At 64.5% G+C, this 21,389-nt stretch carries 23 protein-coding genes and 1 pseudogene; 15 read left to right on the top strand and 9 right to left on the bottom strand.

Going from position 1 to position 21,389, the window contains the following annotated elements; all coding sequences use genetic code 11:
• Nucleotides 1–124: 124 nt before the first annotated feature.
• Nucleotides 125–601 (top strand): hypothetical protein, encoded by a 477-nt coding sequence (locus tag ACL58G_RS18945; protein WP_440962787.1) that lies wholly within the window; start codon nt 125–127, stop codon nt 599–601.
• Here ACL58G_RS18945 and ACL58G_RS18940 read toward each other — a convergent pair.
• Entirely contained in the window at nt 570–2,162 is a 1,593-nt protein-coding gene (locus ACL58G_RS18940; protein WP_440962786.1) for a rhamnogalacturonidase, read from the bottom strand. The genes ACL58G_RS18945 and ACL58G_RS18940 overlap by 32 nt on opposite strands.
• A 134-nt stretch (nt 2,163–2,296) precedes the next feature.
• Between ACL58G_RS18940 and ACL58G_RS18935 the strand changes: the two genes are divergently transcribed.
• Nucleotides 2,297–2,884 carry a LysE family translocator gene (locus ACL58G_RS18935; protein ID WP_440962785.1) on the top strand — a complete coding sequence of 196 codons (588 nt, stop codon included), beginning with the start codon at nt 2,297–2,299 and terminating at the stop codon, nt 2,882–2,884.
• A gap of 3 nt (nt 2,885–2,887) precedes the next feature.
• Here ACL58G_RS18935 and ACL58G_RS18930 read toward each other — a convergent pair whose 3' ends face one another.
• Nucleotides 2,888–3,712, bottom strand: coding sequence for an AraC family transcriptional regulator (locus ACL58G_RS18930; protein ID WP_440962784.1), 825 nt, complete (start codon nt 3,710–3,712; stop codon nt 2,888–2,890).
• A 112-nt stretch (nt 3,713–3,824) separates the two neighbouring features.
• Here ACL58G_RS18930 and ACL58G_RS18925 point away from each other — a divergent pair, with 112 nt between their 5' ends.
• The 3 genes from ACL58G_RS18925 to ACL58G_RS18915 are packed head-to-tail and all read left to right on the top strand — an operon-like array spanning nt 3,825 to nt 6,321.
• On the top strand, nt 3,825–4,628 hold the full coding sequence (locus tag ACL58G_RS18925) for a DUF2987 domain-containing protein (protein ID WP_440962783.1): 804 nt from the start codon (nt 3,825–3,827) through the stop codon (nt 4,626–4,628).
• A complete protein-coding gene (locus ACL58G_RS18920; RefSeq protein WP_440962782.1) occupies nt 4,625–4,978 on the top strand; it encodes a hypothetical protein in 354 nt (117 codons plus the stop codon). The genes ACL58G_RS18925 and ACL58G_RS18920 overlap by 4 nt, the downstream gene beginning before the upstream one ends.
• A gap of 44 nt (nt 4,979–5,022) precedes the next feature.
• Nucleotides 5,023–6,321, top strand: coding sequence for a hypothetical protein (locus ACL58G_RS18915; RefSeq protein WP_440962781.1), 1,299 nt, complete (start codon nt 5,023–5,025; stop codon nt 6,319–6,321).
• A gap of 47 nt (nt 6,322–6,368) precedes the next feature.
• On the opposite strand, the gene ACL58G_RS18910 is transcribed toward ACL58G_RS18915, so the two are convergent.
• The 4 genes and pseudogenes from ACL58G_RS18910 to ACL58G_RS18895 form a co-directional block, all read right to left on the bottom strand.
• Nucleotides 6,369–6,971, bottom strand: coding sequence for a 2-dehydro-3-deoxy-6-phosphogalactonate aldolase (locus ACL58G_RS18910; protein ID WP_440962780.1), 603 nt, complete (start codon nt 6,969–6,971; stop codon nt 6,369–6,371).
• The gene (locus ACL58G_RS18905; RefSeq protein WP_413388970.1) at nt 6,968–7,876 is read right to left on the bottom strand and encodes a 2-dehydro-3-deoxygalactonokinase; all 909 of its coding nucleotides are present in this window, start codon (nt 7,874–7,876) and stop codon (nt 6,968–6,970) included. Before ACL58G_RS18905 ends, ACL58G_RS18910 begins: the two co-directional genes overlap by 4 nt.
• A 9-nt stretch (nt 7,877–7,885) precedes the next feature.
• A complete protein-coding gene (locus ACL58G_RS18900) occupies nt 7,886–8,860 on the bottom strand; it encodes a LysR substrate-binding domain-containing protein (RefSeq protein WP_413341668.1) in 975 nt (324 codons plus the stop codon).
• Nucleotides 8,861–9,101: 241 nt separating this feature from the next.
• A pseudogene (locus tag ACL58G_RS18895) lies at nt 9,102–9,263 on the bottom strand (NADP oxidoreductase coenzyme); the annotation flags it as partial.
• A gap of 11 nt (nt 9,264–9,274) precedes the next feature.
• Between ACL58G_RS18895 and ACL58G_RS18890 the strand changes: the two are divergent.
• From ACL58G_RS18890 to ACL58G_RS18865, 6 genes are all read left to right on the top strand, one after another.
• A complete protein-coding gene (locus ACL58G_RS18890; RefSeq protein WP_413388971.1) occupies nt 9,275–9,862 on the top strand; it encodes an alpha/beta hydrolase in 588 nt (195 codons plus the stop codon).
• Nucleotides 9,863–10,468: 606 nt separating this feature from the next.
• Nucleotides 10,469–10,717, top strand: a complete 249-nt coding sequence (locus tag ACL58G_RS18885; RefSeq protein WP_413388972.1) for a hypothetical protein — start codon at nt 10,469–10,471, stop codon at nt 10,715–10,717.
• Nucleotides 10,718–10,827: 110 nt separating this feature from the next.
• On the top strand, nt 10,828–11,151 hold the full coding sequence (locus ACL58G_RS18880; protein WP_413388973.1) for a hypothetical protein: 324 nt from the start codon (nt 10,828–10,830) through the stop codon (nt 11,149–11,151).
• 579 nt (nt 11,152–11,730) lie between these two features.
• Nucleotides 11,731–12,081, top strand: a complete 351-nt coding sequence (locus ACL58G_RS18875; RefSeq protein WP_413389124.1) for a transposase — start codon at nt 11,731–11,733, stop codon at nt 12,079–12,081.
• A gap of 162 nt (nt 12,082–12,243) precedes the next feature.
• Entirely contained in the window at nt 12,244–12,669 is a 426-nt protein-coding gene (locus ACL58G_RS18870) for a VOC family protein (RefSeq protein WP_440962779.1), read from the top strand.
• 101 nt (nt 12,670–12,770) lie between these two features.
• Nucleotides 12,771–13,106: a hypothetical protein gene (locus ACL58G_RS18865; RefSeq protein WP_413388975.1), complete on the top strand. Its 336-nt coding sequence runs from the start codon at nt 12,771–12,773 to the stop codon at nt 13,104–13,106.
• A gap of 74 nt (nt 13,107–13,180) precedes the next feature.
• Here ACL58G_RS18865 and ACL58G_RS18860 read toward each other — a convergent pair whose 3' ends face one another.
• Both ACL58G_RS18860 and dgoD read right to left on the bottom strand, forming a co-directional pair.
• Nucleotides 13,181–13,954, bottom strand: coding sequence for an SDR family oxidoreductase (locus ACL58G_RS18860; RefSeq protein ID WP_413388976.1), 774 nt, complete (start codon nt 13,952–13,954; stop codon nt 13,181–13,183).
• Nucleotides 13,955–14,024: 70 nt separating this feature from the next.
• On the bottom strand, nt 14,025–15,173 hold the full coding sequence (gene dgoD / locus ACL58G_RS18855) for a galactonate dehydratase (protein WP_440962778.1): 1,149 nt from the start codon (nt 15,171–15,173) through the stop codon (nt 14,025–14,027).
• A gap of 154 nt (nt 15,174–15,327) precedes the next feature.
• Here dgoD and ACL58G_RS18850 point away from each other — a divergent pair, with 154 nt between their 5' ends.
• Together ACL58G_RS18850 and ACL58G_RS18845 are read left to right on the top strand one after the other, a co-directional pair.
• Complete coding sequence (locus tag ACL58G_RS18850; RefSeq protein WP_440962777.1) at nt 15,328–15,540, top strand: DUF7661 family protein; 213 nt, start codon at nt 15,328–15,330, stop codon at nt 15,538–15,540.
• Between the two features lie 84 nt (nt 15,541–15,624).
• Nucleotides 15,625–16,806 carry a sterol desaturase family protein gene (locus ACL58G_RS18845; protein ID WP_413388978.1) on the top strand — a complete coding sequence of 394 codons (1,182 nt, stop codon included), beginning with the start codon at nt 15,625–15,627 and terminating at the stop codon, nt 16,804–16,806.
• A 4-nt stretch (nt 16,807–16,810) separates the two neighbouring features.
• On the opposite strand, the gene ACL58G_RS18840 is transcribed toward ACL58G_RS18845, so the two are convergent.
• Nucleotides 16,811–17,932 (bottom strand): PepSY-associated TM helix domain-containing protein, encoded by a 1,122-nt coding sequence (locus ACL58G_RS18840; RefSeq protein WP_440962776.1) that lies wholly within the window; start codon nt 17,930–17,932, stop codon nt 16,811–16,813.
• A gap of 94 nt (nt 17,933–18,026) precedes the next feature.
• Between ACL58G_RS18840 and ACL58G_RS18835 the strand changes: the two genes are divergently transcribed.
• Both ACL58G_RS18835 and ACL58G_RS18830 read left to right on the top strand, forming a co-directional pair.
• A complete protein-coding gene (locus ACL58G_RS18835) occupies nt 18,027–20,045 on the top strand; it encodes a TonB-dependent receptor (RefSeq protein WP_440962775.1) in 2,019 nt (672 codons plus the stop codon).
• 121 nt (nt 20,046–20,166) lie between these two features.
• Nucleotides 20,167–21,378, top strand: coding sequence for a hypothetical protein (locus tag ACL58G_RS18830; RefSeq protein ID WP_440962774.1), 1,212 nt, complete (start codon nt 20,167–20,169; stop codon nt 21,376–21,378).
• The last annotated feature ends 11 nt before the right edge of the window (nt 21,379–21,389 follow it).

Raw genomic sequence — 21,389 nt, 5'->3', positions numbered from 1 at the left:
GGTGCCTGCTCGAACAGCAGCTGGGCTTCGTCCCGGCGTGGACGGTACTCGGGGATTACCTCGGCAACGTTGGCGTGCGTGTCATCGCAACTTTGGCCCGTGCCGCCACTTCCCGAGGAGAACCATGATCTTTCACGCTTCCATCCCCGCGCGCGATCCCGAGCGCGTCGCCGCCGTCATCGCCGAGATCTGGGGCGGCCAGTCGTTCCGCTTCCCGCCCTGGCCCGGCGCGTGGGTCGCGATGGCCGGCGACGTACGCGGGTCGATGGTCGAGGTCTACCCGCACACGCTGCCGATGGCGCCGGGGAACGGCGCCGGGATGGCCCGGCCGCAGCCGGACGCCGCCCCGCGCCCGTACGCCTGCTTCCACCTGGCCATCGGGACCGAGCGTTCCGTCGAGGAGATCCTCGCGATCGGCCGGCGCGAAGGCTGGCGCGCCGTGCCCTGTTCGCGCGGCGGCGTGTTCGACGTCGTCGAGCTGTGGCTCGAGAATGGCCTGATGTTCGAGGTGCTGACGCCCGAGATGCAGCACGATTACCGCCGGGGCGTGAACCTGGACATGTGGCGTATCACGCGCGAGGAGGAGCCGATGCCGGCCTGACCCGCCGTATGGCCGGTACGCCGGCCGCGCGGCCAAATCGCACGTGGTCGAAGCGCTCGCCTTTCACGTCGTCCAGCACGACGGGCGGCCGCGCATCCGGCGCCGCGGTGCGCAGGTCGGCGTGATGGACCTCCACGTTGCGCGCATGGCGCACGTACAGGCCGTAGGCCGGCGTCACCCCGAACATGCTCGGTTCCGGATAGTGGTCCGGCACCTCGGGCGGCACGCGCCGCGCATCCGCCGCCGTGCCCCCGCCGCCGTACACGATCGTGATGTTCGACAGCCGCACGTCCTCGACGGGCGCCTCCGGCAGGCCGGCGACGATAGCCGCGTACGGCGCGTTCGCCTGCGACACGACCACGTTGCTGATGTTCACCCGCCGGATCGCGCCCACGCGTGTGCCCGCGGGCGCGCGCATGCGCCGGCCCAGGCGGATGAACAGCGGCGCCGTCGTCAGGTCGCGCATGGCGAGATTGTCGACGGCGACGTCCTCGATGACGGCGCCGTCCACGCTTTCGATCGCCAGGCCGCGGCAATGCTCGAACACGCAGTTCGCGATGACGATATTGCGGAAGCCGCCGTTCGATTCCGTGCCCAGCTTGATGCGGCCGCACACGCCTTCCTCGTCCGGCGCTTTCAGCTGCGTCTTCTGGTAGGTCCCGTCCAGCAGCGTTCCGAGGTCGAAGCCCGAGACCTGGCAACCCGTGATCGTCACGTGCTCCGTGAAGCGCGCGCGGCCCAGTGCGTACGAACTCTTCAGGCAGATCGCGTCGTCGTTCGGCGTATTGACCGCGCAGTCGCTGATGCGGACATTCCGGCAGCAATCGATGTCGAAGCCGTCGCGCTCCGTGTCGACGGTGAGATTAGCGATCGTCAGGTTGTCCACGCCCGTCGCCAGGACGGCAAAGTGGCCGCACTTGAGCATCGAGAAGTCGCGCAGGAGCACGTTGCGGCAGTTCTTCAGGGCGATCGCCTTGTTGCCCTTGCCGTCCATCTCCGCGCCGAACACGGCGCCGGACTTCGCGCGCTCGCCCATCGGGTCCTTGCCGCCGAGCGAGGACGGCATGTCGCCGGCCTTGAGCGGCCGGTTCGCGCCCGGCCCCGAGCGCGTCAGGCCGCGGCCCCAGATGCGGCCCGGGCCCAGGATCGCCACGTCTTCGAGATTCTCGCCCCAGATCAGCGAGTTGTGCCAGTGGCTGTGGCCGAAGTCCTGGTAGGCGTCGTGCGGGTTCGGTTCGGCCGCGTCGTAGCGGCCATGGCCGTCCGCCGGATCGGCCGCGACGATCACGCTGCCGGCGTCGAGGTACAGCGCGACGCGGCTTTGCAGCCGGATCGAAAAGCTCAGGTAGCGGCCGGCCGGGAAACGCACGGTGCCGCCACCGGCGGCGCTGGCCGCGGCGATGGCGGCGTGGATGGCATCCGTGTCCACCGTGGTGCCGTCGCCGCGGGCGCCGAACGTACGCACGTCGAAGTCCGCGGCCAGCGCCGGTGCGCACACGGACGCGCAGGCGGCGCCGAGCCCCTTCAGGAGGCGGCGCCGGGTCGTATCGAAGGAAGTCATCGCAGCACCATACCATCGCGACGCCGCGCCGAACGCGCAAGTTGCTGAGCAATTGGTTGGGTCATTTTTTTCAATACCGGCCCGCGTGCCGCCGCTATCGTCTGCCCCATCCCTCAACACGAAAGGAAACGCAGATGAGCATGTTCGCTTCGATGGCCGCTTTCGCCCTCGCCACCTCGATCTCTCCGGGCCCCGTCAACGTCGTCGCCCTCGGCAGCGGCGCCCGCCACGGCTTCACGGCCAGCCTCGCCCACGTCACCGGCGCCACCACCGGGTTCTGCCTGCTGCTCGTGCTGGCCGGGCTCGGGCTGCACGAAGCGGTCGCCGCCTGGCCGCAGGTGACGAACGTCGTGCGCTGGGCCGGCGTCGTCTTCCTGCTCTACATGGCGTGGAAACTGGCGAGCGACGCGGGCGAGCTGGATGCGGGCGAGACGGCGGCGCGGCCGACGATGCTGCAGGGCGCCGCCCTGCAATGGCTGAGTCCCAAGGCGTGGCTGGCGGCACTGGCGGGCATGGGCACGTATGCGTCCGACGGCGCAGCGTCCGCCGTCTGGCTGTTCGCCGCGATCTACTTCGTCGTGTGCTGGCTGTCGATCGCCGCGTGGGCCTGGGCCGGCAGCCGTTTGCAGGTGTATCTGCGCACCCCGCGCCGCGTGCGCGTCTTCAACCGGACGATGGCCGGCATGCTCGTGGCGAGCGTCGTCTGGCTGGCTGCCGCCTGACGTTCAGTCGCGGTACTGGCCCGGCGTGGCGGCGGTCATCCGCTTGAACACGCGCTGGAAGTGGGCCTGGTCGGCAAAGCCCGTGTCGAGCGCGACCTCGGCGATGGGCGCGCCGGCCCGCAGCCGCGCCTTCGCGTACTGGATGCGGCGGTTCGTCTGGTATTCGTGCGGGGCGACACCGTAGCGCTTCTTGAAGGCGCGGATCAGGTAGGAGCCGGACAGGTTCGCCGCCTCGCACAGGTCCTGCAGCGGCAGGGCGTCCGCGAAATGCGCGTCGATGTGGCGCGCGACGCGTTCGACCTTGGGCGTGACCGTGTCCGGGACCGGCCCCGGCGCCAGCGCGCCGTCCAGGCGCGCGACGAAATCCACGACTGCGGCCTCGCGTTCCGCAGCGCTGCGATCCGTCTCCGTCAGCACGGCGAACAACCGCGCGCCCGCCTCCACCAGGTGCGGCGCGCGCAACGCCGCCTGTGCGTACGGGCGGAACGCGGGATTCGCCAGGCCGCGCACGCGCGCCTGGACGCCGCCCAGCCACACGGGATCGAAGTAGAACATCACATAGGACCACGGCGCGTCGTCGACCGGATTGCAGCCGTGGACGTCGCCCGGATTGACGACGACGACGGCACCCTGCTCCACCACTTCCGCATGCGCGCCGTTGACGTAGGTGCTGCGGCCGCCCGTGATGACGCCGACGGAATGCGTCTCGTGCCAATGGCGCCCGTAGTGCAGGCCGCGCCCGTCGGCGACGTGGCGCGCTTCGATGAACGGCAAGGCGGGGTCGCGCCAGAAGACCTGGGCGGCGGGGTGGCGGTCGGGTCGGGGCATGATCGTGCGCTTTGAAGATCGTCCGTCCATTCTACCAGCCGTGACAAAGCGTGCATCTTTTCGTGACGCGATCCGGTAAGCTGCCGACCGTCGACACTTCGGGATCATCGCCGTGACAAGGATTCGAGCGTGGCTGCCCTTGCTGGGCGCACTGGGTTGCTGGGCTCCGTCTTCCACGGCGCAGGAGACGCACGAAAGTGCGCCGCAGGTCGTCAGGATCGACGCGGTGCGCGACGTGGACGAAGTCCCGTACCGCAGGTTCTACAAGGGGATGCAGGTCTTCGCCGAACACCGCCAGCTCGCACCGGGCGCCGCTCTGCGTTTCCGCCTGTATCCGCGCGCGCAGGACGCATCGTTCGCGGGCCTCGCCGTCACCCTCGTCGCCGGCAAGACCGAGCTGCCGCTCGAACTGGACGCGAACCAGTCGTTCACCCTGCCGATGGATGCGCGCCTGGCCGCGCAGGATGCCGTCGTCATGACGAACAAACAAGACGGTACGTACGCCTGGCGCGTCGATATCCGCACGCCGGGACTGCCGCCCGCTACACGCCGCCTGGGCGACCTGCGGCTCGAGTGCAAGGTCGACATGAAGGGGGCGGAACTGCGCCGCATGGTGCGCGATCCGTCGATCATGGCGCTCGTCGCCACGGGCGATCCGTGCACGTACCGCACGTTCCAGAACCCGTTCTTCGCCGACCGTCCCGTGTTCAACGTCACGCTCGTCCACGGCGCCCGGCGCGAAGCGATTGCGGGCGAATGGATGTACGCGAATTCCGCGCGCCTGCTGCCGGAAGCCGGCTATGCGCTCGTCGACTGGGGCCATGCGCGCGACCGGCAGTACATCCCGGCGATCTTCGACGCAAGCTGGCCGGACGACACGCTGCTCGAATTCGAGTACATGGACGATCCGCCATGAGAGCCGCGATCATGCTCTCGCTGGCCGCACTGCTGGCCGGCTGCGCCGCCACCGGCAACGGCCGGATCGAAACGTTGACGCAGGACCGCGCCGCCGGCCTGCTGGTCGCGGGCACGACGACGAGGGACGACGTTCGCCGCGCGCTGGGCGACGCGTCCGTGACGGCGTTCCCGAACGGCCGCGAAGTCTGGTTCTACCGGTACGACGACAGCGCCGCACGGCTCGTGAAATACGTGCCCCTGGTCGGCCGCATCGCGGCAACGGGCACGCAGATCCGGGAACTCAGGATCCTGTTCGATGCGGATGGACGGGTGCGCAAATTCAGGTTGCAGGATATTCCTGTCCAATAGAATGCCTGGACAAACAAAAACCGAACTGTTTTCAAGGTGAATCGATGGCGCTGATTAAACACGCGGGCGTGAATTGCACCGACGCCTACAACAGCATTTTTTCCGACGCTCACCATCGTTGCGCGACCGGGAGCAGCGTGAGGGACGAGCCGCATTTCGTACGGGACCTGATCTCGGAGCGGACCGTACGGCAATTGAATGCCGAGTCGTCCAATCTGTACGACCAGAACGTCAACGCCGTGAATTTCCGGGCGACTTTCTTGCACGGTTCGCCGTATGCGAAGTTCACGGCCGGGCAAGAAAACCCGAGGTGCGAGCTCGCGGATGGGATGTTCGTCGTTTACGTCACCGAACCGGCGGGCAATGGAATACACAGGGTCACCCGCAGGGCCGCCTGCTTGCTGATGGTGAAGCGCTCCGGCGACCGGCTTCCCCTCACGTTTCCGTACGATCCCGTCAACGGTCCGGACCCGGTCGGCACCGACCATTCGCAGTTCTACCTGTTCCATCGATGGCCGCGATTCGAACTCCAGACAGGATACGCCTCACGGCCGAAAGGCCACGGCTTCTACCATATTGCCGTGCCTCCCAATGGCGCCGGCGCAGCGACCCACGACATCGGAAAATTTGGTGTCTTGTGGGACCACGGCGCTGGAAACACGAGGTGGGAGACCAATCAGAAGTCGGTCCACTGGCTTGCGGGCGAGCCGACACCCAGTGCCCGGGTGGACCCGGCCCATGAATCGCTAGGCAAGTTACTGGAAGATCTTGTCGATGGCGCACCGGGCGCCGGGCGCGAATTCAAGCCGGCGCCGTCCAATCCCAACGGTTGGGATGGGCTGATGGGCACGTTGCTGGGCTACCCCATCGCAGGGCCGACCGCGCCCGGGGCGCCGCCGCTGACCGTGGACAGCATCATGGCGAAGTGGACATGGGGCGGCAAGCAGAAGCGCGACGTCAATCCGCTTGGGCTGGGTTTCCTCGCCCAACGTCGAAGCCCGATTGGATTGGACGTATTCGAGGCGCTCGATACGGTCCGGGGAACGATTGCCCAGCACGCGCGTCAACTGGCCTTCGGAGATTTCGACCATTTACCGTTCCATGCGCGTCATGCATTTCCGCTTCACTATCTCAACGATGCGATGAAGCCAACGCCGCCACACTTTTTCGACCTTGCGGGTGAAGCGCCGCCGCCCCGGTTTCCCGTGCTGATCGCTACGGTGACCCGGTTCAGATCCGACGAGCTGCCTTTGGAGAGTCGCGCTCTCACCCTGGAACAAAGGGCAACCGCGACCGACCGTGCGATCGAGCAAGCATACGACTTACTCCGGTACCTGAGCTGAGCTTGCGCGCACGGGCCGTTGGCGGCGGCAAGGTTCCGCCCCGGTGCTCACCCGCGCCAGGCGTCGGCGAACGCCCGCGCACGCGCAGCCAGGTCGTCCAGCCCCACGCCGGGCGCAAATAGCTGGCTGCCGATGCCCGCGCCCGTCGCGCCGGCCGCCTTCCACGCCGGGATCTGTTCGGGCGTGACGCCGCCCACGGGCCACAACGGCGTACCGGCCGGCAGGACGGATTTCATCGCCTTCAGCCCCGCGGGGCCGATCGATTCGGCCGGGAACAGTTTCAACGCATGGGCGCCCGCATCCAGCGCGGCGAAAGCTTCCGTGGGCGTCGCGATGCCGGGCGCGCACAGCATGCCGGTTGCGCGCGCGTGCGCGATGACGACGGGATTGCAGTTCGGGGACACGAACAGGCGGCCGCCCGCCTGCGCGACGGCGTCGACGTCCGCCACGCTCAGCATCGTCCCGCCGCCGACGATCGCGTCCGGCGGGGCCATGTCGACGAGGATGCGGATGGCATCGAGCGCGCCCGGCCGGTTCAGCGGCACCTCGAGCAGCCGCCAGCCGGCGTCGAACAGGACGCGGCCGACGGCACCGGCGTCGGCGGGATCGAGGCCGCGGAGGATCGCAACGAGGGGCAAGGCAAAATTCATGAAGGAATCCGGTCGAGGAAGCGCGCCAGCGCGGCGCAATACACGCGGTCCGGATCGAGGCCGGCCAACGTGGTGCCGAAATGGCCGGCCGCACGCGCGTAGCGGGCCCGCAGCAGGGGCGAGCCGATGCAGGTCGGCGGTACGACGCCACCCGTCAGTCCGACCGCGGCGACGAACTCCGTCCCGACGAGCAGGCCGCTGACGAACGAGCGCGCCTGCGCCGCCGGCATGGCGCCCGAGACGACGCGCGCACGGACGCCGAACAGCGCGTTCGACAGCGGCGCGCCGCGGCGGGCGGCATCCAGGCCAGCGACGAATGCGCCGTCGTCGTCATGCGCGCCCGCCATCAGCGGCGCCAGCGTGCCGTGCGCGGACACCATCGCGAACAACTCGCCCGTCATGAACGTGGCGATGCGGCGGATGACGCCGTCCGCGAGATGCACCCACTTGCTGTGCGTGCCGGGCAGGACGAACCAGCCGTCGCGCCGGCCCAGCGCCACGGCGCCCAGCAACTGCGTCTCTTCGCCGCGCATGACGTCCACGTGCTCGCCGCGCTGCACGTAGCCGGGCACGATGAAGCACGGACGGCCGGCGCGCGGGTCGTCGACGCGGACCACGTGGTCGGGCAGCGCGTCCAGCGGCACGCCGATGTCGAGATAAGGCACTTCGCGCCAGCCCTGGGCGCTGCCGACCATGCCGGAGGCGACGGCGGGAATGCCCGGATCGACGCCCATCTCCGCCACGAGGGCCGCGAAAGAGCCGGCGAAATCGGGGCGCACGGCGAGCATGCCCTGGTCGTCGGCGCGCGTGGCGAGGCAGGTGCCGGCGGCGTCGACGAGATAGGCGCGGCGGTTGCTCGAGCCCCAGTCGATGCCGAGCAGGCGGTGTGATGCGGAGGAAGCCATCGCGCCAGCTTACACCGATTTGATGTACGTGACGCGCGCCGTCGGCTTGGGACGCGTGGCCGTCTCGCGCAGCGCGCCGAGCATGGCTTCCGCCGCGGGCGACAGCTGGTGATGGCGGCGCGTGATGATGCCGTAAACGTCCATCCGCAGATTCAGTTCGTACGGCAGCATGGCCAGCAGGCCGCTATCCAGGTAGGGCTTGACGAGTTCCACCGACATGGGCGCCACCATGTCGCTGCCCAGCAGCAGCGTCGTCACGACGGGCAGCTCGGCCGTCGACACGGTCTCCGCGGGCTGCTCGAGGCCCTGCGTGAGGAACAGCGCCGCCATCCGGTCGCGCACCATGCTGCCGGCGGGGGGCACGATCCACGCCTGCTGCGCGAGTTCGGCCAGGTCCAGGCCGCGCGCGCCCAGCAGCGGGTGCCCGGCGCGCACGATCAGGCTGTGCGGCTCGTCGGTGATCGGCTCGAAGTGGAATTCGTCGGCAATCGAACCGTCCACGACGCGGCCGATGACGATGTCCAGGTCCCCGGCACGCAGGCGTTCGACGAGCTGCTTGCTGCTGCCGACCTCGATCGACACGTTCAGGCGCGCATGCCGCGTCTTGAGCAGGGTGACGGCGGCCGGCACCAGCGTGGTCGACGGCGTCAGGATCGCCCCGACCGCGACGCGCCCGCGCAGGCCGGACATCAGTTCCATCACTTCCTGGTACGCGGCGTCCATCTCGGCCAGCGAGGCGCCGGCGCGGCGGATGAGCACCTTGCCGTACCACGTGGGCTCGACGCCGCGCGGCAGGCGCTCGAACAAGGTGACACCCAGCGCATGTTCCAGCTCGCCGAGCAGTTTCGAGGCCGCCGGCTGCGTGAGGTTCGCGGCCTGGGCGGCCTGCATGATCGATCCATGCCGGCCCAGTTCGACAAGCAGGACGAGGTGGCGCGTCTTCAGGTAGGCGCGGACGAAGCGGTCGGAGCGGGGATCGGACATGGCGGTGCGGCGTGGGCCTTGAAAGTTTCCACAATGATAGTTGCCGATCCGCCCAGGGTCAAACTCGGGAATACGACTTAGTGCGGCTACCAACACCTTTTTGTTACTCCGACGACAACGGCTCGGTACGCTGAGCCGTGATCACCGCCCGCTACCGGCCAAAAACGGGCCTACGCGCGCGCCCGTTTTCGGTTGAACGAAGTGCCACTTACCTGCCAGCACCGTCCGCGCTTAGATCAGATCAGTCGAACTTGACGAGATCCTTGAAGATCAGCTGCCCCCAACTTTTCCCGCGCGCATGCACAAGTAGTCCGCCTTCGGAAAGTCCGCCGAGCTTTACCGGCGAGAAACCGAGATGTTCCGCAAGCGCAGCGACCTCCGATGCGGCGTCGTTATCTTCACTCGTACACGGCGATGGCAGGGGCCGCCGGATCGGGCAAGGGCCACCAGTTCCTCGAGTTCATCCGTAAGGAAGCCGCGCCGCTAATCGAAACCACCTACCGCGCCGAACAGACCAACCGCGTCCTCGTCGGGGCTTCGCTGGGCGGCTTGTTTGCGCTCGGCGCCGCGTTGAAAGATCCGGATTTCTTCAACGGGTATGTCGCCGTAAGCCCGGCTGTCGTCTGGGATAACGGTGCGCTGTTCAAGCTTGAGGAGGCATTCGCCAAGCAGAATCGGCCGTTCAAGGCGCGCATGTTCATTTCGGCCGGTTCGCTCGAACCCGTCCAGTTCCGGGGACCGATCGAACTGTTCGAAAAACAGATCGGAACACACGGCTACAAGGGCTTGGAATTGCAGAGTTATACGGTGGAGGGAACGGACCACGGTACCGTCAAGCCCGAAAGCTATCTTCGCGGCCTGAAATGGGTGTGGCAGGGCGCCAGTAAACGCCGCGGTGCGGGCATAGATACGCCCGACACAATCTCATCCGAAGCCAACGAAAGAGATTGGAAACTGATCGCGTGGGGATGTCCGCTTCGGGTCGGCAGCGGCCTGTGGTGACAGTCCGCGACTCCTACAGGTCGGCAGCCTGCTATGCTGATTCGAACGGCCGGGTTCGGCCAAGAGCGGACATCCAAGAGAGGACGTTATGGAAAGAGTTGTGGGCTTACGAGAATGTGATCGATGTGGTGCATCGATTACCGCGTTTTGCCCGTCACTTCCCACATTTTCATCAATCGGCAACTACCTCCAAGGCCCTCGAGATGCACTTGAAACGAAAATCGCTGACCTAGAGGGAGTCTCGAGGGAAGTCGTACGCGAATATATGAAACATAGGATGTTTGCGGAATGCGGAGCAGTCCTTGGAATTTGTTGGAAGTGCCGGCACCGTCTCGCTACCAAACGGGCGAAACAGTGTCTTAACTGTCACGCGTCGTGGCACCAGGAACGTAACAGCATGGACTGAGCTCGGTTGCCGCTAGTGGTCGCCCGAAAGTAGCTTGATATCGCAATGCGTGGCGTCGGAACGTCCGCTACGGGTCGGGTCCTGACGTTCACCAACCGGCGCTATCCGGACAAGAGTGAGCATTGCTCCCGCCGTGTTTTCCTGGTGGCGCTTCACACGCCGTAGAATGCTGCTTTGCTCTACAAGTATGGAGTTTTACCATGGAAACAATCGACAAGCGTTACCTCGTCCAGCAAAACAAGCGCACTGGCGACGGCAAGACGGCGCCCGTCTTTGCCAGAGTCATGCGTAGCAAGGAAGGCAAGTTCGAAGGCGTGTCATTTATTAAAAATAAAGAAAAAGCAACCGTCATGACAGCCGCGGAAGCTCAGGAAGTGGTCACGTGGGCAGCAAAGAAAAAGGAAAATGCCCAACAGTATGAAACTAAAGTTATTTGTGTGGGTCAGTAGCCGCATGTAGATTCTTGTTGGGTCTGAGCGTTCATAGTCGGCCGGGTTCGGCCAGGAGCGGACCTAGTAACGTACGGGGCAGCGCCTCGGATCAAATGAGCCGGAACAACATGGAACCGTCTAAACCCATTGAGCTTCCGTTCACTCGTGACTCAGTGATTCGTGTGCTTACCTACGGCGCTAATCCGGAAACCAGCCCGTATAGTCACAGCCAGATCGCGGAGTGGTGTGATCGTTTCTGGTGTCAGTATCTGAATATCGACGCTGAACCTTCAATCGAAGCGTTACTGCATGTGCTGACCGATATCGAAACGCAGTGGGACCTCTATCTTTCGAACACATACTCGATTGAGGAGTTGCGCTCAAAATCGTTTGATAGCGAGACTATGCCAGTTCAATGGTTTCGCGACTGGCTCAAGGAAATCGAGAAATAAGACCCAAACATCTACTCTGGGTCGACAGCTGCCGGTCGTGACAGTCCGTGACTTTTTCACTTCGACAACATGCTATGCTGAACCGAATGGCCGGGAGCGGCCAGAAGCGGCCACCTGGAACACGTTGGAGGACAAGGCTGTGAATAATGAAGATCAGGGCGAACGCATGTCATCCAAGCTGCCAGTCGTAGCCATCCTCCTCGGCTCTATCGCTGCCTTCATAACAGCGGGTGTGGTGTCATGCTCCACACCAGATGGCAACCTCGTCGTGACTTTGGTGCCAGCACTGGCAGTCGGTCTGACTGTCTTCGAACTTGCATTGCGGCGCGTCCGTCGTGGCGGGTCGAAGTGACTAACCCGGGATTCGTTCGAGGGAGACCTGGGCCTGTTCAGACCGCACGTCTGATCGACAAAATTCGGCCAAGAGCGGACGCACAAACGTAAAGTAAGAAACCGGATGCGAATATTTTCAAGGCCGTCATACCGAGGAATAATGCTGATCTTGATGTTGAATGTCATTTGAATCGCCACGACAATTGTAGACAGTCCTGAGCCATAATTCTGGGTCAAGGAGAAGATATAAGTGGAAAGCGGTACACGGAGGAATTCAAAATCGCGGCGGTCAAGCAGGTGGCAGAACGTGCTCACCCGGCGAGCGAGGTGGCAGAACGCCTTGGGGTGAGCATGCCCAGCCTCTACACCTGGATGAAGCGCTACGGCGTGCCTGAAGAGGAGCGCAAGGCGGTGAATTCCCAGGCAGAGGAATCTACAATCCGAAGCGCCGGCACAGCTTCAGCAATGACTTGTCGCCGATGGAGTACGAAAAGCAGTATTTTCAGCGGCTGTCGAGTGTCTAGAAAACTTGTGGCGATTCAATATGAAGAAAAATTTTCACCAATTATTTGTAGATTCCCTCACGAAGACACGTGAGCAGATTTACGAAGAATCATCCAAGGACCAGCGTGTGATTTATTGGCTCAGCTTAGCTGTTGTGATCGGCGTCATCGCAGCGATTTGGTTCTCGGCATAGGCACCGTGCCGACAGGCCGTTGACCTTTATGACCGTCGGCATTGGGTCGTTCCTGCCGTACAATGAACGGCCGAGATCGGTCAGAAGCGGACTTATCAAACAAGGAAAATATGCTGCATCACCTGTCTATTGCGGTCTCTAACCTTGACCGGTCCTCTGCCTTTTATGACGCGGTTTTAAAACCCCTGGGGTACATCCAAGTCTTTGCTGACGACGAAGCCGTGGGTTACGGGTATGAAGGTGGTGACGATAAGCTGTGCTTGAAACGCGTAACGCAAGTCATAGTTCCCGGAGACGGCTTCCACTTGGCGTTTACGGCTACTGCGCCAAACCAGGTACACGAATTCCATACTGCTGCGCTACTCCACGGTGGACGATGCAATGGTGCACCAGGGCCACGGCCGGAATATGGCGATGGCTACTATGCAGCCTTCGTTTTCGATCCCGAGGGGTACCGGATTGAGGCTGTCATTAATTTGACAGCCTGACGGCTACACCGCGAACGTCCGGTTCGGGTCGACTGCTGCCATAAGATGAACTGCTGCGTTCGGGTACAGGCGAACGTACCGCCGTCCGGCTTGGAGAAAAAATGACGAAAGTCGCAGCTGAAGCTGAATGGATCGAAAGCCTTGCTCCAGATCTTGCAATCCGTTTCCTGGCAAGGCTCAGTTGGGAGATAACGATCACCGGGCGAAGTAGTTATGAGGCCGGCACGGATGAACTGGCCAACCCGCGCCAGCTTCGTCGGGTCAATGAGATTCAACATAGGGTCACTGCATGTCTTTCTCAGCTACTCGAAGGAACATGCCCCGAGGGATTCACGCAATCGATAGCCAAGTGGGTACTCGCAGAACCGGACGACGAGTTGAGGAGCCTCCTGCAATGGTCGTGGATCAAGTCAAGAAAATACGTTGCTGCGAAATGACCGCATCGGGCCGATAGCGGACGTACAAGGTCCCAGTCCGAGCACCAGGAAAGCGGCCAGGCTTCCAGTCGCTCCTAGTCGTGATACACCTGGCTCCTGCCCCCGTCCACGAGCAAATCCGCCGCATTCACGAACCGCGCCTCGTCGCTGGCCAGGAACAGCGCCGCATTGGCGACGTCCTTCGGCTCCCCGATCCACCCGCACGGCAGCAGCGCGGCCTGGCGCCGGCGTTCCGCGTCGGGATCGGGACAGCCGGCGAGCCACGCCTCGATCCGCTCCGTCATGATCAGGCCGGGCGAGATCGAATTCACGCGGATGCCGCGCGCCGCGTACTCGACGCCGAGCGACCGCGTGAGGCCGATCAGCCCGTGCTTCGCGACGGGATACGGGAAACAGCCCTTGATGACCTTGTGGCCGTGCACGGACGCGATGTTGACGATGCTGCCGCTGCCTGCCGCCAGCATGGACGGGAGCACGGCGCGGCACGCGTTCCACGCGCCTTCCAGGTCGAGCGCGAGACAGCGCCGCCACCCCTCCGCATCCAGTTCCAGCGGATCGGAAAACACGTTCACGCCGGCGTTGTTGACGAGGATGTCGACCTGCCCGAAGCGTTCCAGCGTGCGTGCCGCCAGCCGCTCCATCGCGGCGGGATCCGTGATGTCGGCCTGGACGAACAGGCTGCGTGTCCCGCCCAGTTCCTCGCGCAGCGCCCGCGCGGCCGCGTCGTCGACGTGGCTGTTGATCACGACGCGCGCACCTTCCTCCACAAAGCGCCGCGCGACGGCCGCGCCGATGCCCATGGTGGAACCGGTGACGATCGCCACCTTCCCTTCGAGTCTTCCGTTCATCTCTTCCTGCCGCTTCCCTGGCCCCGCATGTTTTTGTATGACATGCATCGTACACCAGCGGCAGGCCGGACTACCACTCCGCGACGCTGCCGTCGGCGTGGCGCCAGACGGGGTTGCGCCAGTCGGGCGCCGTGCGGCTCGCCTCGATCACGCGTTCTTCGTCGATCTCGACGCCGAGGCCCGGCTTCGGCAGCGGCCGGATCCAGCCGGACGACAGGCGGAAGTCTTCCTTGTTCTTCACGTAGTCCAGCAGTTCGGCACCCTGGTTGTAGTGGATGCCCATGCTCTGCTCCTGCAGCACGGCGTTGTGCGCGACGAAGTCCACCTGCAGGCACGACGCCAGCGCCACCGGCCCGAGCGGGCAATGCGGCGCGAACGCGATGTCGTGCGCTTCCGCCATCGCCGCGATCTTGACGCATTCCGTGATGCCGCCCGCGTGCGACAGGTCCGGCTGCACGATGGCGAGGCCGCCCCGCTCGAACACGCGCTTGAAGTCGAAGCGCGAGTACATCCGCTCGCCAGCCGCCAGCGGGATCGACGTCGCGTCGGCCAATGCGCGGTAGTACTCGTCCTGCTCCGCCAGCACCGGTTCCTCGACGAACAGCGGCCGGTACGGCTCCAGCTCGCGCAGCAGCACCTTCGCCATCGGCGCGGACACGCGGCCGTGGAAGTCGACGCCGAATTCGATCTCGAAGCCGAACTTCGCGCGCACCTCGGCCACGCGCGCGACGGCCTGGTCGATCTTGCGCGCGTTGTCGATGATGCCCAGTTCTTCCGTGCCGTTCATCTTGAACGTGTCGAAACCGGCTTCGCGCAGCGCGGCGATGCCGGCGATCAGCTCGGCCGGACGGTCGCCGCCCACCCAGCTGTACGTCTTCATCCGGTCGCGCACGAGGCCACCCAGCAGCTCGTACACAGGCTGCCCCAGCACCTTGCCCTTGATGTCCCACAGTGCCTGGTCGACGCCGGCGATCGCGCTCATCAGGATCGGGCCGCCGCGATAGAAGCCCGCGCGGTACATCGTCTGCCACAGGTCGTTGATGCGGCCCGGATCCTTGCCGACGAGGTAGTCGGACAGTTCGTGCACGGCCGCCTCGACGGTGCGTGCGCGCCCCTCGATGACGGGTTCGCCCCAGCCGGTGACGCCTTCGTCGGTCTCGATCTTCAGCAGCATCCAGCGCGGCGGGACGCGGTAAGTGGTGAGTCGGGTGATTTTCATGGCGGCCAGTGTAGCCGCGCCCGGGCCGCCGCATGCATGCGCAATCGCGGGGGATCTATACCGTTCCGATATAGACGCCGGCCAGGCCAGTCCGCACCGGCTGGCCGAGGTGGAAATTCCTTTACACTGGACCGCCAACCGAAAGGAGTCGCAGATGAGGTTCAACATTTACGGCCGCTTCCAGGTCGACGTCCGGCGCGAGAACGACGCCTGGACCGTCTATCGCGCGGTTCCCGGCAAGCGGACCCCGTTCGAGGAGGTCGTCATCCCAGCGGACGTGCCGGCGGACGAACTGGCGACGTGGCTCGACGATATCTTTCACGAATATGCCGGGCACGGGGACATGGTCGAACCCATCCCCGATTGAAGGCCACGTGACAATCCGCGCCTTTTCGCGCGACGCAAAATGCTATGCTCCGCCGGCCCTGATCGCCGAGAACGGATCGCATTCATGAAAATTTTGACCAAGCCCGCGCGCGCCGCGCTCGACGACGTCACGGACGCCGTCTCCGCTACCGCCGACATCCTGCAACAAAGCGGCCGCCTGGAGCCCGGCTACGGGCTGGCCAGCGGTGCGCTCGCGTTTTTCCTGGCCGTGCTGTGTTTCCTCGGCGTGCTGGCCTTTCATTTTCCGCAGTATCTGACCACCCCGGAGCTGCGCCAGAAATACGATCCCGACATCATCCGCTCGATCATGTTCGCGGCCATGGTACTGTCCGGGTCCATCAGCCTGCTCAACGTGATCTTCAAGCGGCGCCGCAGCATCAATGGCATGGCGGCGGCGCTCATTCTCTTGACGCTGGCGCTGGGCGGATCGCACGTCCCCGTCGCCGATTTTCCCGACCATACACCGTACATCGGCCTGGACTGGTTCATCCTCGATCTCCTCGGCTCGACCCTGATTTTCGCGGTGATCGAGAAGGTCTTCCCGCTCTATAAGGATCAATTGCTGTTCCGCCGCGAATGGCAGACCGATCTCGTGCACTTTGCCGTCAACCATTTCATCGTCGGCCTGGCGCTGCTGACCGTGAACTTTGCCATTCACCGCCTGTTCGGCTGGATGGCCAGCGACACGATCCAGAATACGGTCCAATCGATCCCGTTCCTGCCCCAACTGCTGCTGTGCATCCTGTGCGCCGACCTGGTGCAATACTGCACCCACCGCGCCTACCACGAGATTCCCTTCCTGTGGCGTTTCCACGCCGTGCATCATTCGGCGAAAACGATGGACTGGCTGGCCGGCTCGCGCCAGCACATGGTGGAACTGATCATCACCCGGGTGGGCGTACTGGGCGCCCTGTACGTGCTCGGCTTCGAAAAGAACGTCATGGACGTGTACATCGTCGTGGTCGGATTCCAGGCCGTCTTCAACCACGCCAACGTGCATTTGCCGTGGGGCCCGCTGAAATACGTGATCGTCACGCCAGATTTCCACCACTGGCACCATTCGTCGGACGACGCGGCCATCGACAAGAATTACGCCGCGCATTTCGCGTTCATCGATCACATCCTGGGTACGGCCGTCAAAGGCCAGACGGGCTTTCCCGAGAAATACGGCGTGGTGGGCGATTATGTACCGGACGGTTTCACCAAACAGTTGATGTTTCCGTTCCGGTCCCGGAAGGACGACTGAACCGTCAATTCACTGCGGTCGTCACCGGCGCACGCCTGCGTTTGCGCGCCTCCGCCCGTTTCCTTGCGAGCCTGTTCCTGACCCACATCCAGCCGCCGGACAGGGAGATCAGCGCGAGCGACAGGCCGAGCAGGACGTTCAGCACGCGGGTCGCCATCCCGCCGTATGCGCCGGTGTGCAGCGGATAGAACCACGCGTTGATGCGCGTGGCCAGGTTCGATTCGAGGACGTTGTCGGTCCGCAGCAGCCTGCCGTCGTACCGGTCGAAGTGGACGAACGTGCGGCCGATCTGGTGGATTTCTCCGGGCAGCCGCATGCGTACCGTCACCGCGCCTGTCGGCGTGGCGGGCATCATCAGGCGCGTGACCCGTCCGGCGGGGAACGTCGCCTCGGCCCGCTGGACGATCGCGTCGAGCGACGCGGGCGGCCCCGCGCGGGATGACGAGGCCGGCGTGGCCTGTTTCGCCCCTGCGCCGGTGAAGGCGACCAGCAACGGCTCCGTCAAGACGCCGGGCAGCGCCAGCGCGGCGCCGCTACCGGCGATCACGACGAGGAACACGCCCGTCACGATGCCCGCCACTTTATGGACGTCCAGCCAGACACGCGCCGCACCCGCATCCCATTTGACGGTCAAGGCCTGGCGCCAGCGGCCACGCCGGGGCCACCACAACCAGACGCCCAGGACGATGAGCAGCACGGCGGCCAGGCCGAACCCGCCGATGACCGCCCTGCCCGTCTCGCCCGACAGCAGGTTCGTGTGCAGGTCGACGAGGATGCCCATCAGCGAGTCGTGCGTGTCGCGCAGGCCGAGCACGCGGGCGTCGTGCGGGTCGAGGTACGCCCGCATGCTGCTGCCCCGGTACCAGACCTCCACCGCGTCCCCTGGCGACTCCGGCAGGACGAGCATGCGCACCGGGTCGCGCGGCCAGGCGTCGCGGGCCCTGGCCGCCAGGGTGTCGACGCCGGCGCCGCCCGGCCGCGGCTCGACACGGCGCAGCTCGGGGTGCGCGGCCCGGTCGATCTCGCCATCGAAGGTAATGACGGCGCCCGTGATGCCGCTCATGACGAGCACGACCACCGCCGTCAGCCCGACATACCGGTGTAACCATGAGATGAATCTGCGCATACCGTTCCGTTGTTTCAATGCGAATCATTCTCATTATAATTTACAGTCCAATTTATGTGGGGTAAGATCCAACTTTTCTTTCTATCAACACTTGATGATGTTTTTTCGTAAGAAGACGGTCGTTCTCGCCATCGGACTGTGTTTCGCGCTGTCGGCACGCGCGCAGGACACGGCAGACATCGCTGCGGCGCCGGCGATGACGGTCGGTGTGGTCACGGTGGTCGGCAAGGCAACGGGGCCGCTGGCCACACGCAATGTCCTGACGTCGGTCGACCTCCTGGACGAGAGCAGGATCGCGACACAGGCAATCAGCCACAACTGGCAATTGTTCGGCCAACTCCCCGGCGTGATGCTGACGCAATATGGCCAGGGCACGACGTCCGGCAAGATTTCGATCCGCGGCTTCACGGGCGAAGGCGAGATCAACGCCGTCAAGCTGCTGATCGACGGGGTACCCAGCAACAGCAACGACGGGATGATGCCCTACCTCGACCTGGCGCCGCTGCTGGACATCCGCGCCGTCGAGCTCGTGCGCGGCACGAACGATCCCCGCTACGGCCTGCACAACATCGCCGGCAATGCCAACGTCGTGACGAAGATCGGCGGCAATTACGGCGCGGCGCGCCTCGGCTACGGCAGCTTCGACACGCGCGACGCGCAGGCGGCACTGGGCATCGACCGCAATGGTTTCTCCCAGAACTACGCCGCGAGCTGGCAAAGGACGGACGGCTACCGCGCCCACTCGGATGCGGACAAGTCCACCTTCTCCGGCAAATGGTTTTATTCGCCCGACAACGGCACGAGCCGGTATGGCCTGATCGTGCGCCACCATGAAGTGCGTGCCGACGAACCGGGCTTCCTGACGGCTGCGGAAGCCCGCGCGGACTGGGAACAGTCGATGCCGCACAACGCCACCGACCGCGGCACGCGCCGGATGGACCAGGTGGCCCTGCAGGCCGAGACGGCGCTCGGGCGCCAGCTGTTCTGGGCGGCGCAGGTCTATCACAATGCCCTGAACGACCACCGCTACGTGACCTTCTCCGCCGGGGCGCGCCAGCAGGAACGCACGATCGAGGAAAACCATAGCGGCGCCTCGACGACGTTGACGTGGCGCCCGACCGGCCAGCTGCGTGTCGTCGGCGGGCTGGACACGGAGCGCCAGGACAACGCGAGCCAGCGCTGGTTCACGGCGAGCGCGGTGCGGCAATCCCGGACCCGCGACCAGCAGTTCGACCTGAACACGGCTGGCGGCTTCATCCAGGCGATCTACAAGCCGGCCGCCGCACTCACCATCACACCGGCGCTGCGCGTCGACAAGCTCACCGGCAGCTACACGAACCTGCTGGACGGCCGCGTCTACGGCATCAACGACTATGGATTGATCCGCCAACCGAAGCTGTCCGCCGTGTACCAGGTCAACGACGCCTGGTCCGTGTACGGGAACGTCGGCCGCACATTCCAGATCGGCATCGGCACCGCCACCTACAAGGTCAACCAGACCAGCGACCTGTCGCCGTCGATCAACGATGGCTGGGAGACCGGCGTCAAGTTCCGCCCTGCGCAAGGCGTGGAAGGCCGCCTCGCGGTGTGGGAGCAATATGCGTCCAACGAGGCCCGGCGCAAGATGAACGACCCGGCCAACGATGCCGAGAACATCGGCGAGACGCGGCGCCGGGGCGTGGACCTGCAGCTGAACCTGCGGCCGACGTCGCGCCTGGGCGTGTGGGTGGGCGCCGCCGTGCAACGCGCGCGCATCGTCAAGGCGGACGCCGCGTCGATCGCCACGCAGGGCAACGAGATCGATCACACGCCGCACCTGCTGTACAACGCGGGCGCGGACTTCAACGTCAGCGACGTGCTGCGCTTGTCCGGCTCGATCAATGGCCAGAGCAATTACTTCCTCGACCGGACCAACACCACCGGCAAGTTCGGGGCGTATTCCGTCGTCAACCTGTCGGCCGCCTACCGCCTCGGCAACAACCTGGACGTGGAGCTCCAGGTCCGCAACGTGGCGGACCGCTACTACGACTACGTGTGGCACGACGGCGCGCAGTCGCTGCACGCACCGGGCAGCCCGCGCAGCGTCACCCTGATGCTGACCAGCCGCTTCTAGTTGAGTCACATCAAACGAGCTTCAGCGTCGTAGCGCATGCTTGACGGGTGTGCGCCAGCCACCCCGTCCCCGGACGGGGGACTTCGGCGACCTTTTTCATCCCGGAAATCTTGGTCCAGCCATGAAGAACAAGCGCTCTCCGTCGGGTTTCTCGATCTGGTTCTTCCTGGCGTTCCTCGTCGCGCTCTTCCTGTTGTTCACGCCTTTCGAAGAATCGGGAACCCGCGCCACGATGCTGCCCAAGTATCTCGCGGCCGGCGTGGCCATGGTGGCCATGTCGCCTCTGGTGTTCCTCGGGAAGATCCGGGTGAAACTGCCTTCCCTGCTCGTGGCGACGCTGCTGTTCACACTGGTTTTTCACGTGGTCGTCGTCAAGCCGGTGCCACCGCAATTCGTCCTCCTGATCGCCGCCAACCTGGCGTTGGCCATCGCGATATTCGAAACGCGATTCTCGTACCGGAGGGAATTCGAGGCGGCGCTGGCATGCCTGATCGGGATCAACGTACTGACGCTGACCATTCAGGTGATCCTGTACTATTTCGTCACGCATACGATCTACGACGTTCATCAACTCGTGTTCGGCACGGAAAGCCGCGTCACCGAGGAATACTTCAACATCGCCCGCTTTGCGGGCCTGCATGTGGAGCCCGGCACTTACACCAACTACGTATCGTGCATGCTGGCCATCTACGCATTTTCGGCCGAGTTCAGCAAAAAGCTCATCGTCGTGGCCGTCGGGACCATCATTTCCGTCCTGATGACGCATGCCGCATCCTCGATCTTCTTCGTTTCCGTGCTGTTGCTGCTGCTCGGCTGGCTGTGGCGCAAGCGCATCGGCTTGCTCGAAATCGTCATCGCATTGTCCGTCGTCGTTTTCTACATTTACGCCTCCAATTTCATCGACCACCTGATGACCCGCTTCGGCGGCAACGATCCGAGCCTGTCGTTCAAGATGCAGGGCATAAACACATACCTGGATGCCGGGTTGGAAGAGAAATTCACGGGATTCGGTTATGGAACGGATCCTTGCATCGGATGCCACTACCAGGACATCGGCGTCATCCTGAACCTGGTCAGCCGCGGCGGCATTATCGTGACGTTGCCGCTGGCGCTGATCCTGCTGCGCATATTCGCTCTGCACGGCATCATCCTGGCGGCGATCATCGTCCTGATCCCCGCGTATTGCATCATGTATTTCTACGAGGCCCCGATCTGGATATTCCTCCTGTTTGCGATCTCGAGCAGGCAGATGCTGGACAAGCGCGTCCAACCACGGACGCGAAGTACGGCACCGGGAGCCATCGCGCCCGCGGGCATGGTCGCGCACCATTGAATCCGCCGCCT

It is taken from the genome of Massilia sp. GER05 (assembly GCF_052056005.1).
Taxonomy (GTDB): Bacteria; Pseudomonadota; Gammaproteobacteria; order Burkholderiales; family Burkholderiaceae_D; genus Telluria; species Telluria orientalis.
Note: the sequence above shows the minus strand (reverse complement) of the source record. Positions and strands in the feature narration are given on the sequence as shown.

Excerpts from the sequence above, each read along its gene's own strand:
- ACL58G_RS18945 (WP_440962787.1), top strand. The coding sequence starts at position 125 with ATGATCTTTCACGCTTCCATCCCCGCGCGCGATCCCGAGCGCGTCGCC.
- ACL58G_RS18940 (WP_440962786.1), bottom strand. The coding sequence starts at position 2,162 with ATGACTTCCTTCGATACGACCCGGCGCCGCCTCCTGAAGGGGCTCGGC.
- ACL58G_RS18935 (WP_440962785.1), top strand. The coding sequence starts at position 2,297 with ATGAGCATGTTCGCTTCGATGGCCGCTTTCGCCCTCGCCACCTCGATC.
- ACL58G_RS18930 (WP_440962784.1), bottom strand. The coding sequence starts at position 3,712 with ATGCCCCGACCCGACCGCCACCCCGCCGCCCAGGTCTTCTGGCGCGAC.
- ACL58G_RS18920 (WP_440962782.1), top strand. The coding sequence starts at position 4,625 with ATGAGAGCCGCGATCATGCTCTCGCTGGCCGCACTGCTGGCCGGCTGC.
- ACL58G_RS18915 (WP_440962781.1), top strand. The coding sequence starts at position 5,023 with ATGGCGCTGATTAAACACGCGGGCGTGAATTGCACCGACGCCTACAAC.
- ACL58G_RS18910 (WP_440962780.1), bottom strand. The coding sequence starts at position 6,971 with ATGAATTTTGCCTTGCCCCTCGTTGCGATCCTCCGCGGCCTCGATCCC.
- ACL58G_RS18905 (WP_413388970.1), bottom strand. The coding sequence starts at position 7,876 with ATGGCTTCCTCCGCATCACACCGCCTGCTCGGCATCGACTGGGGCTCG.
- ACL58G_RS18900 (WP_413341668.1), bottom strand. The coding sequence starts at position 8,860 with ATGTCCGATCCCCGCTCCGACCGCTTCGTCCGCGCCTACCTGAAGACG.
- ACL58G_RS18890 (WP_413388971.1), top strand. The coding sequence starts at position 9,275 with ATGGCAGGGGCCGCCGGATCGGGCAAGGGCCACCAGTTCCTCGAGTTC.
- ACL58G_RS18885 (WP_413388972.1), top strand. The coding sequence starts at position 10,469 with ATGGAAACAATCGACAAGCGTTACCTCGTCCAGCAAAACAAGCGCACT.
- ACL58G_RS18880 (WP_413388973.1), top strand. The coding sequence starts at position 10,828 with ATGGAACCGTCTAAACCCATTGAGCTTCCGTTCACTCGTGACTCAGTG.
- ACL58G_RS18870 (WP_440962779.1), top strand. The coding sequence starts at position 12,244 with ATGAACGGCCGAGATCGGTCAGAAGCGGACTTATCAAACAAGGAAAAT.
- ACL58G_RS18865 (WP_413388975.1), top strand. The coding sequence starts at position 12,771 with ATGACGAAAGTCGCAGCTGAAGCTGAATGGATCGAAAGCCTTGCTCCA.
- ACL58G_RS18860 (WP_413388976.1), bottom strand. The coding sequence starts at position 13,954 with ATGAACGGAAGACTCGAAGGGAAGGTGGCGATCGTCACCGGTTCCACC.
- dgoD (WP_440962778.1), bottom strand. The coding sequence starts at position 15,173 with ATGAAAATCACCCGACTCACCACTTACCGCGTCCCGCCGCGCTGGATG.
- ACL58G_RS18850 (WP_440962777.1), top strand. The coding sequence starts at position 15,328 with ATGAGGTTCAACATTTACGGCCGCTTCCAGGTCGACGTCCGGCGCGAG.
- ACL58G_RS18845 (WP_413388978.1), top strand. The coding sequence starts at position 15,625 with ATGAAAATTTTGACCAAGCCCGCGCGCGCCGCGCTCGACGACGTCACG.
- ACL58G_RS18840 (WP_440962776.1), bottom strand. The coding sequence starts at position 17,932 with ATGCGCAGATTCATCTCATGGTTACACCGGTATGTCGGGCTGACGGCG.
- ACL58G_RS18835 (WP_440962775.1), top strand. The coding sequence starts at position 18,027 with ATGATGTTTTTTCGTAAGAAGACGGTCGTTCTCGCCATCGGACTGTGT.
- ACL58G_RS18830 (WP_440962774.1), top strand. The coding sequence starts at position 20,167 with ATGAAGAACAAGCGCTCTCCGTCGGGTTTCTCGATCTGGTTCTTCCTG.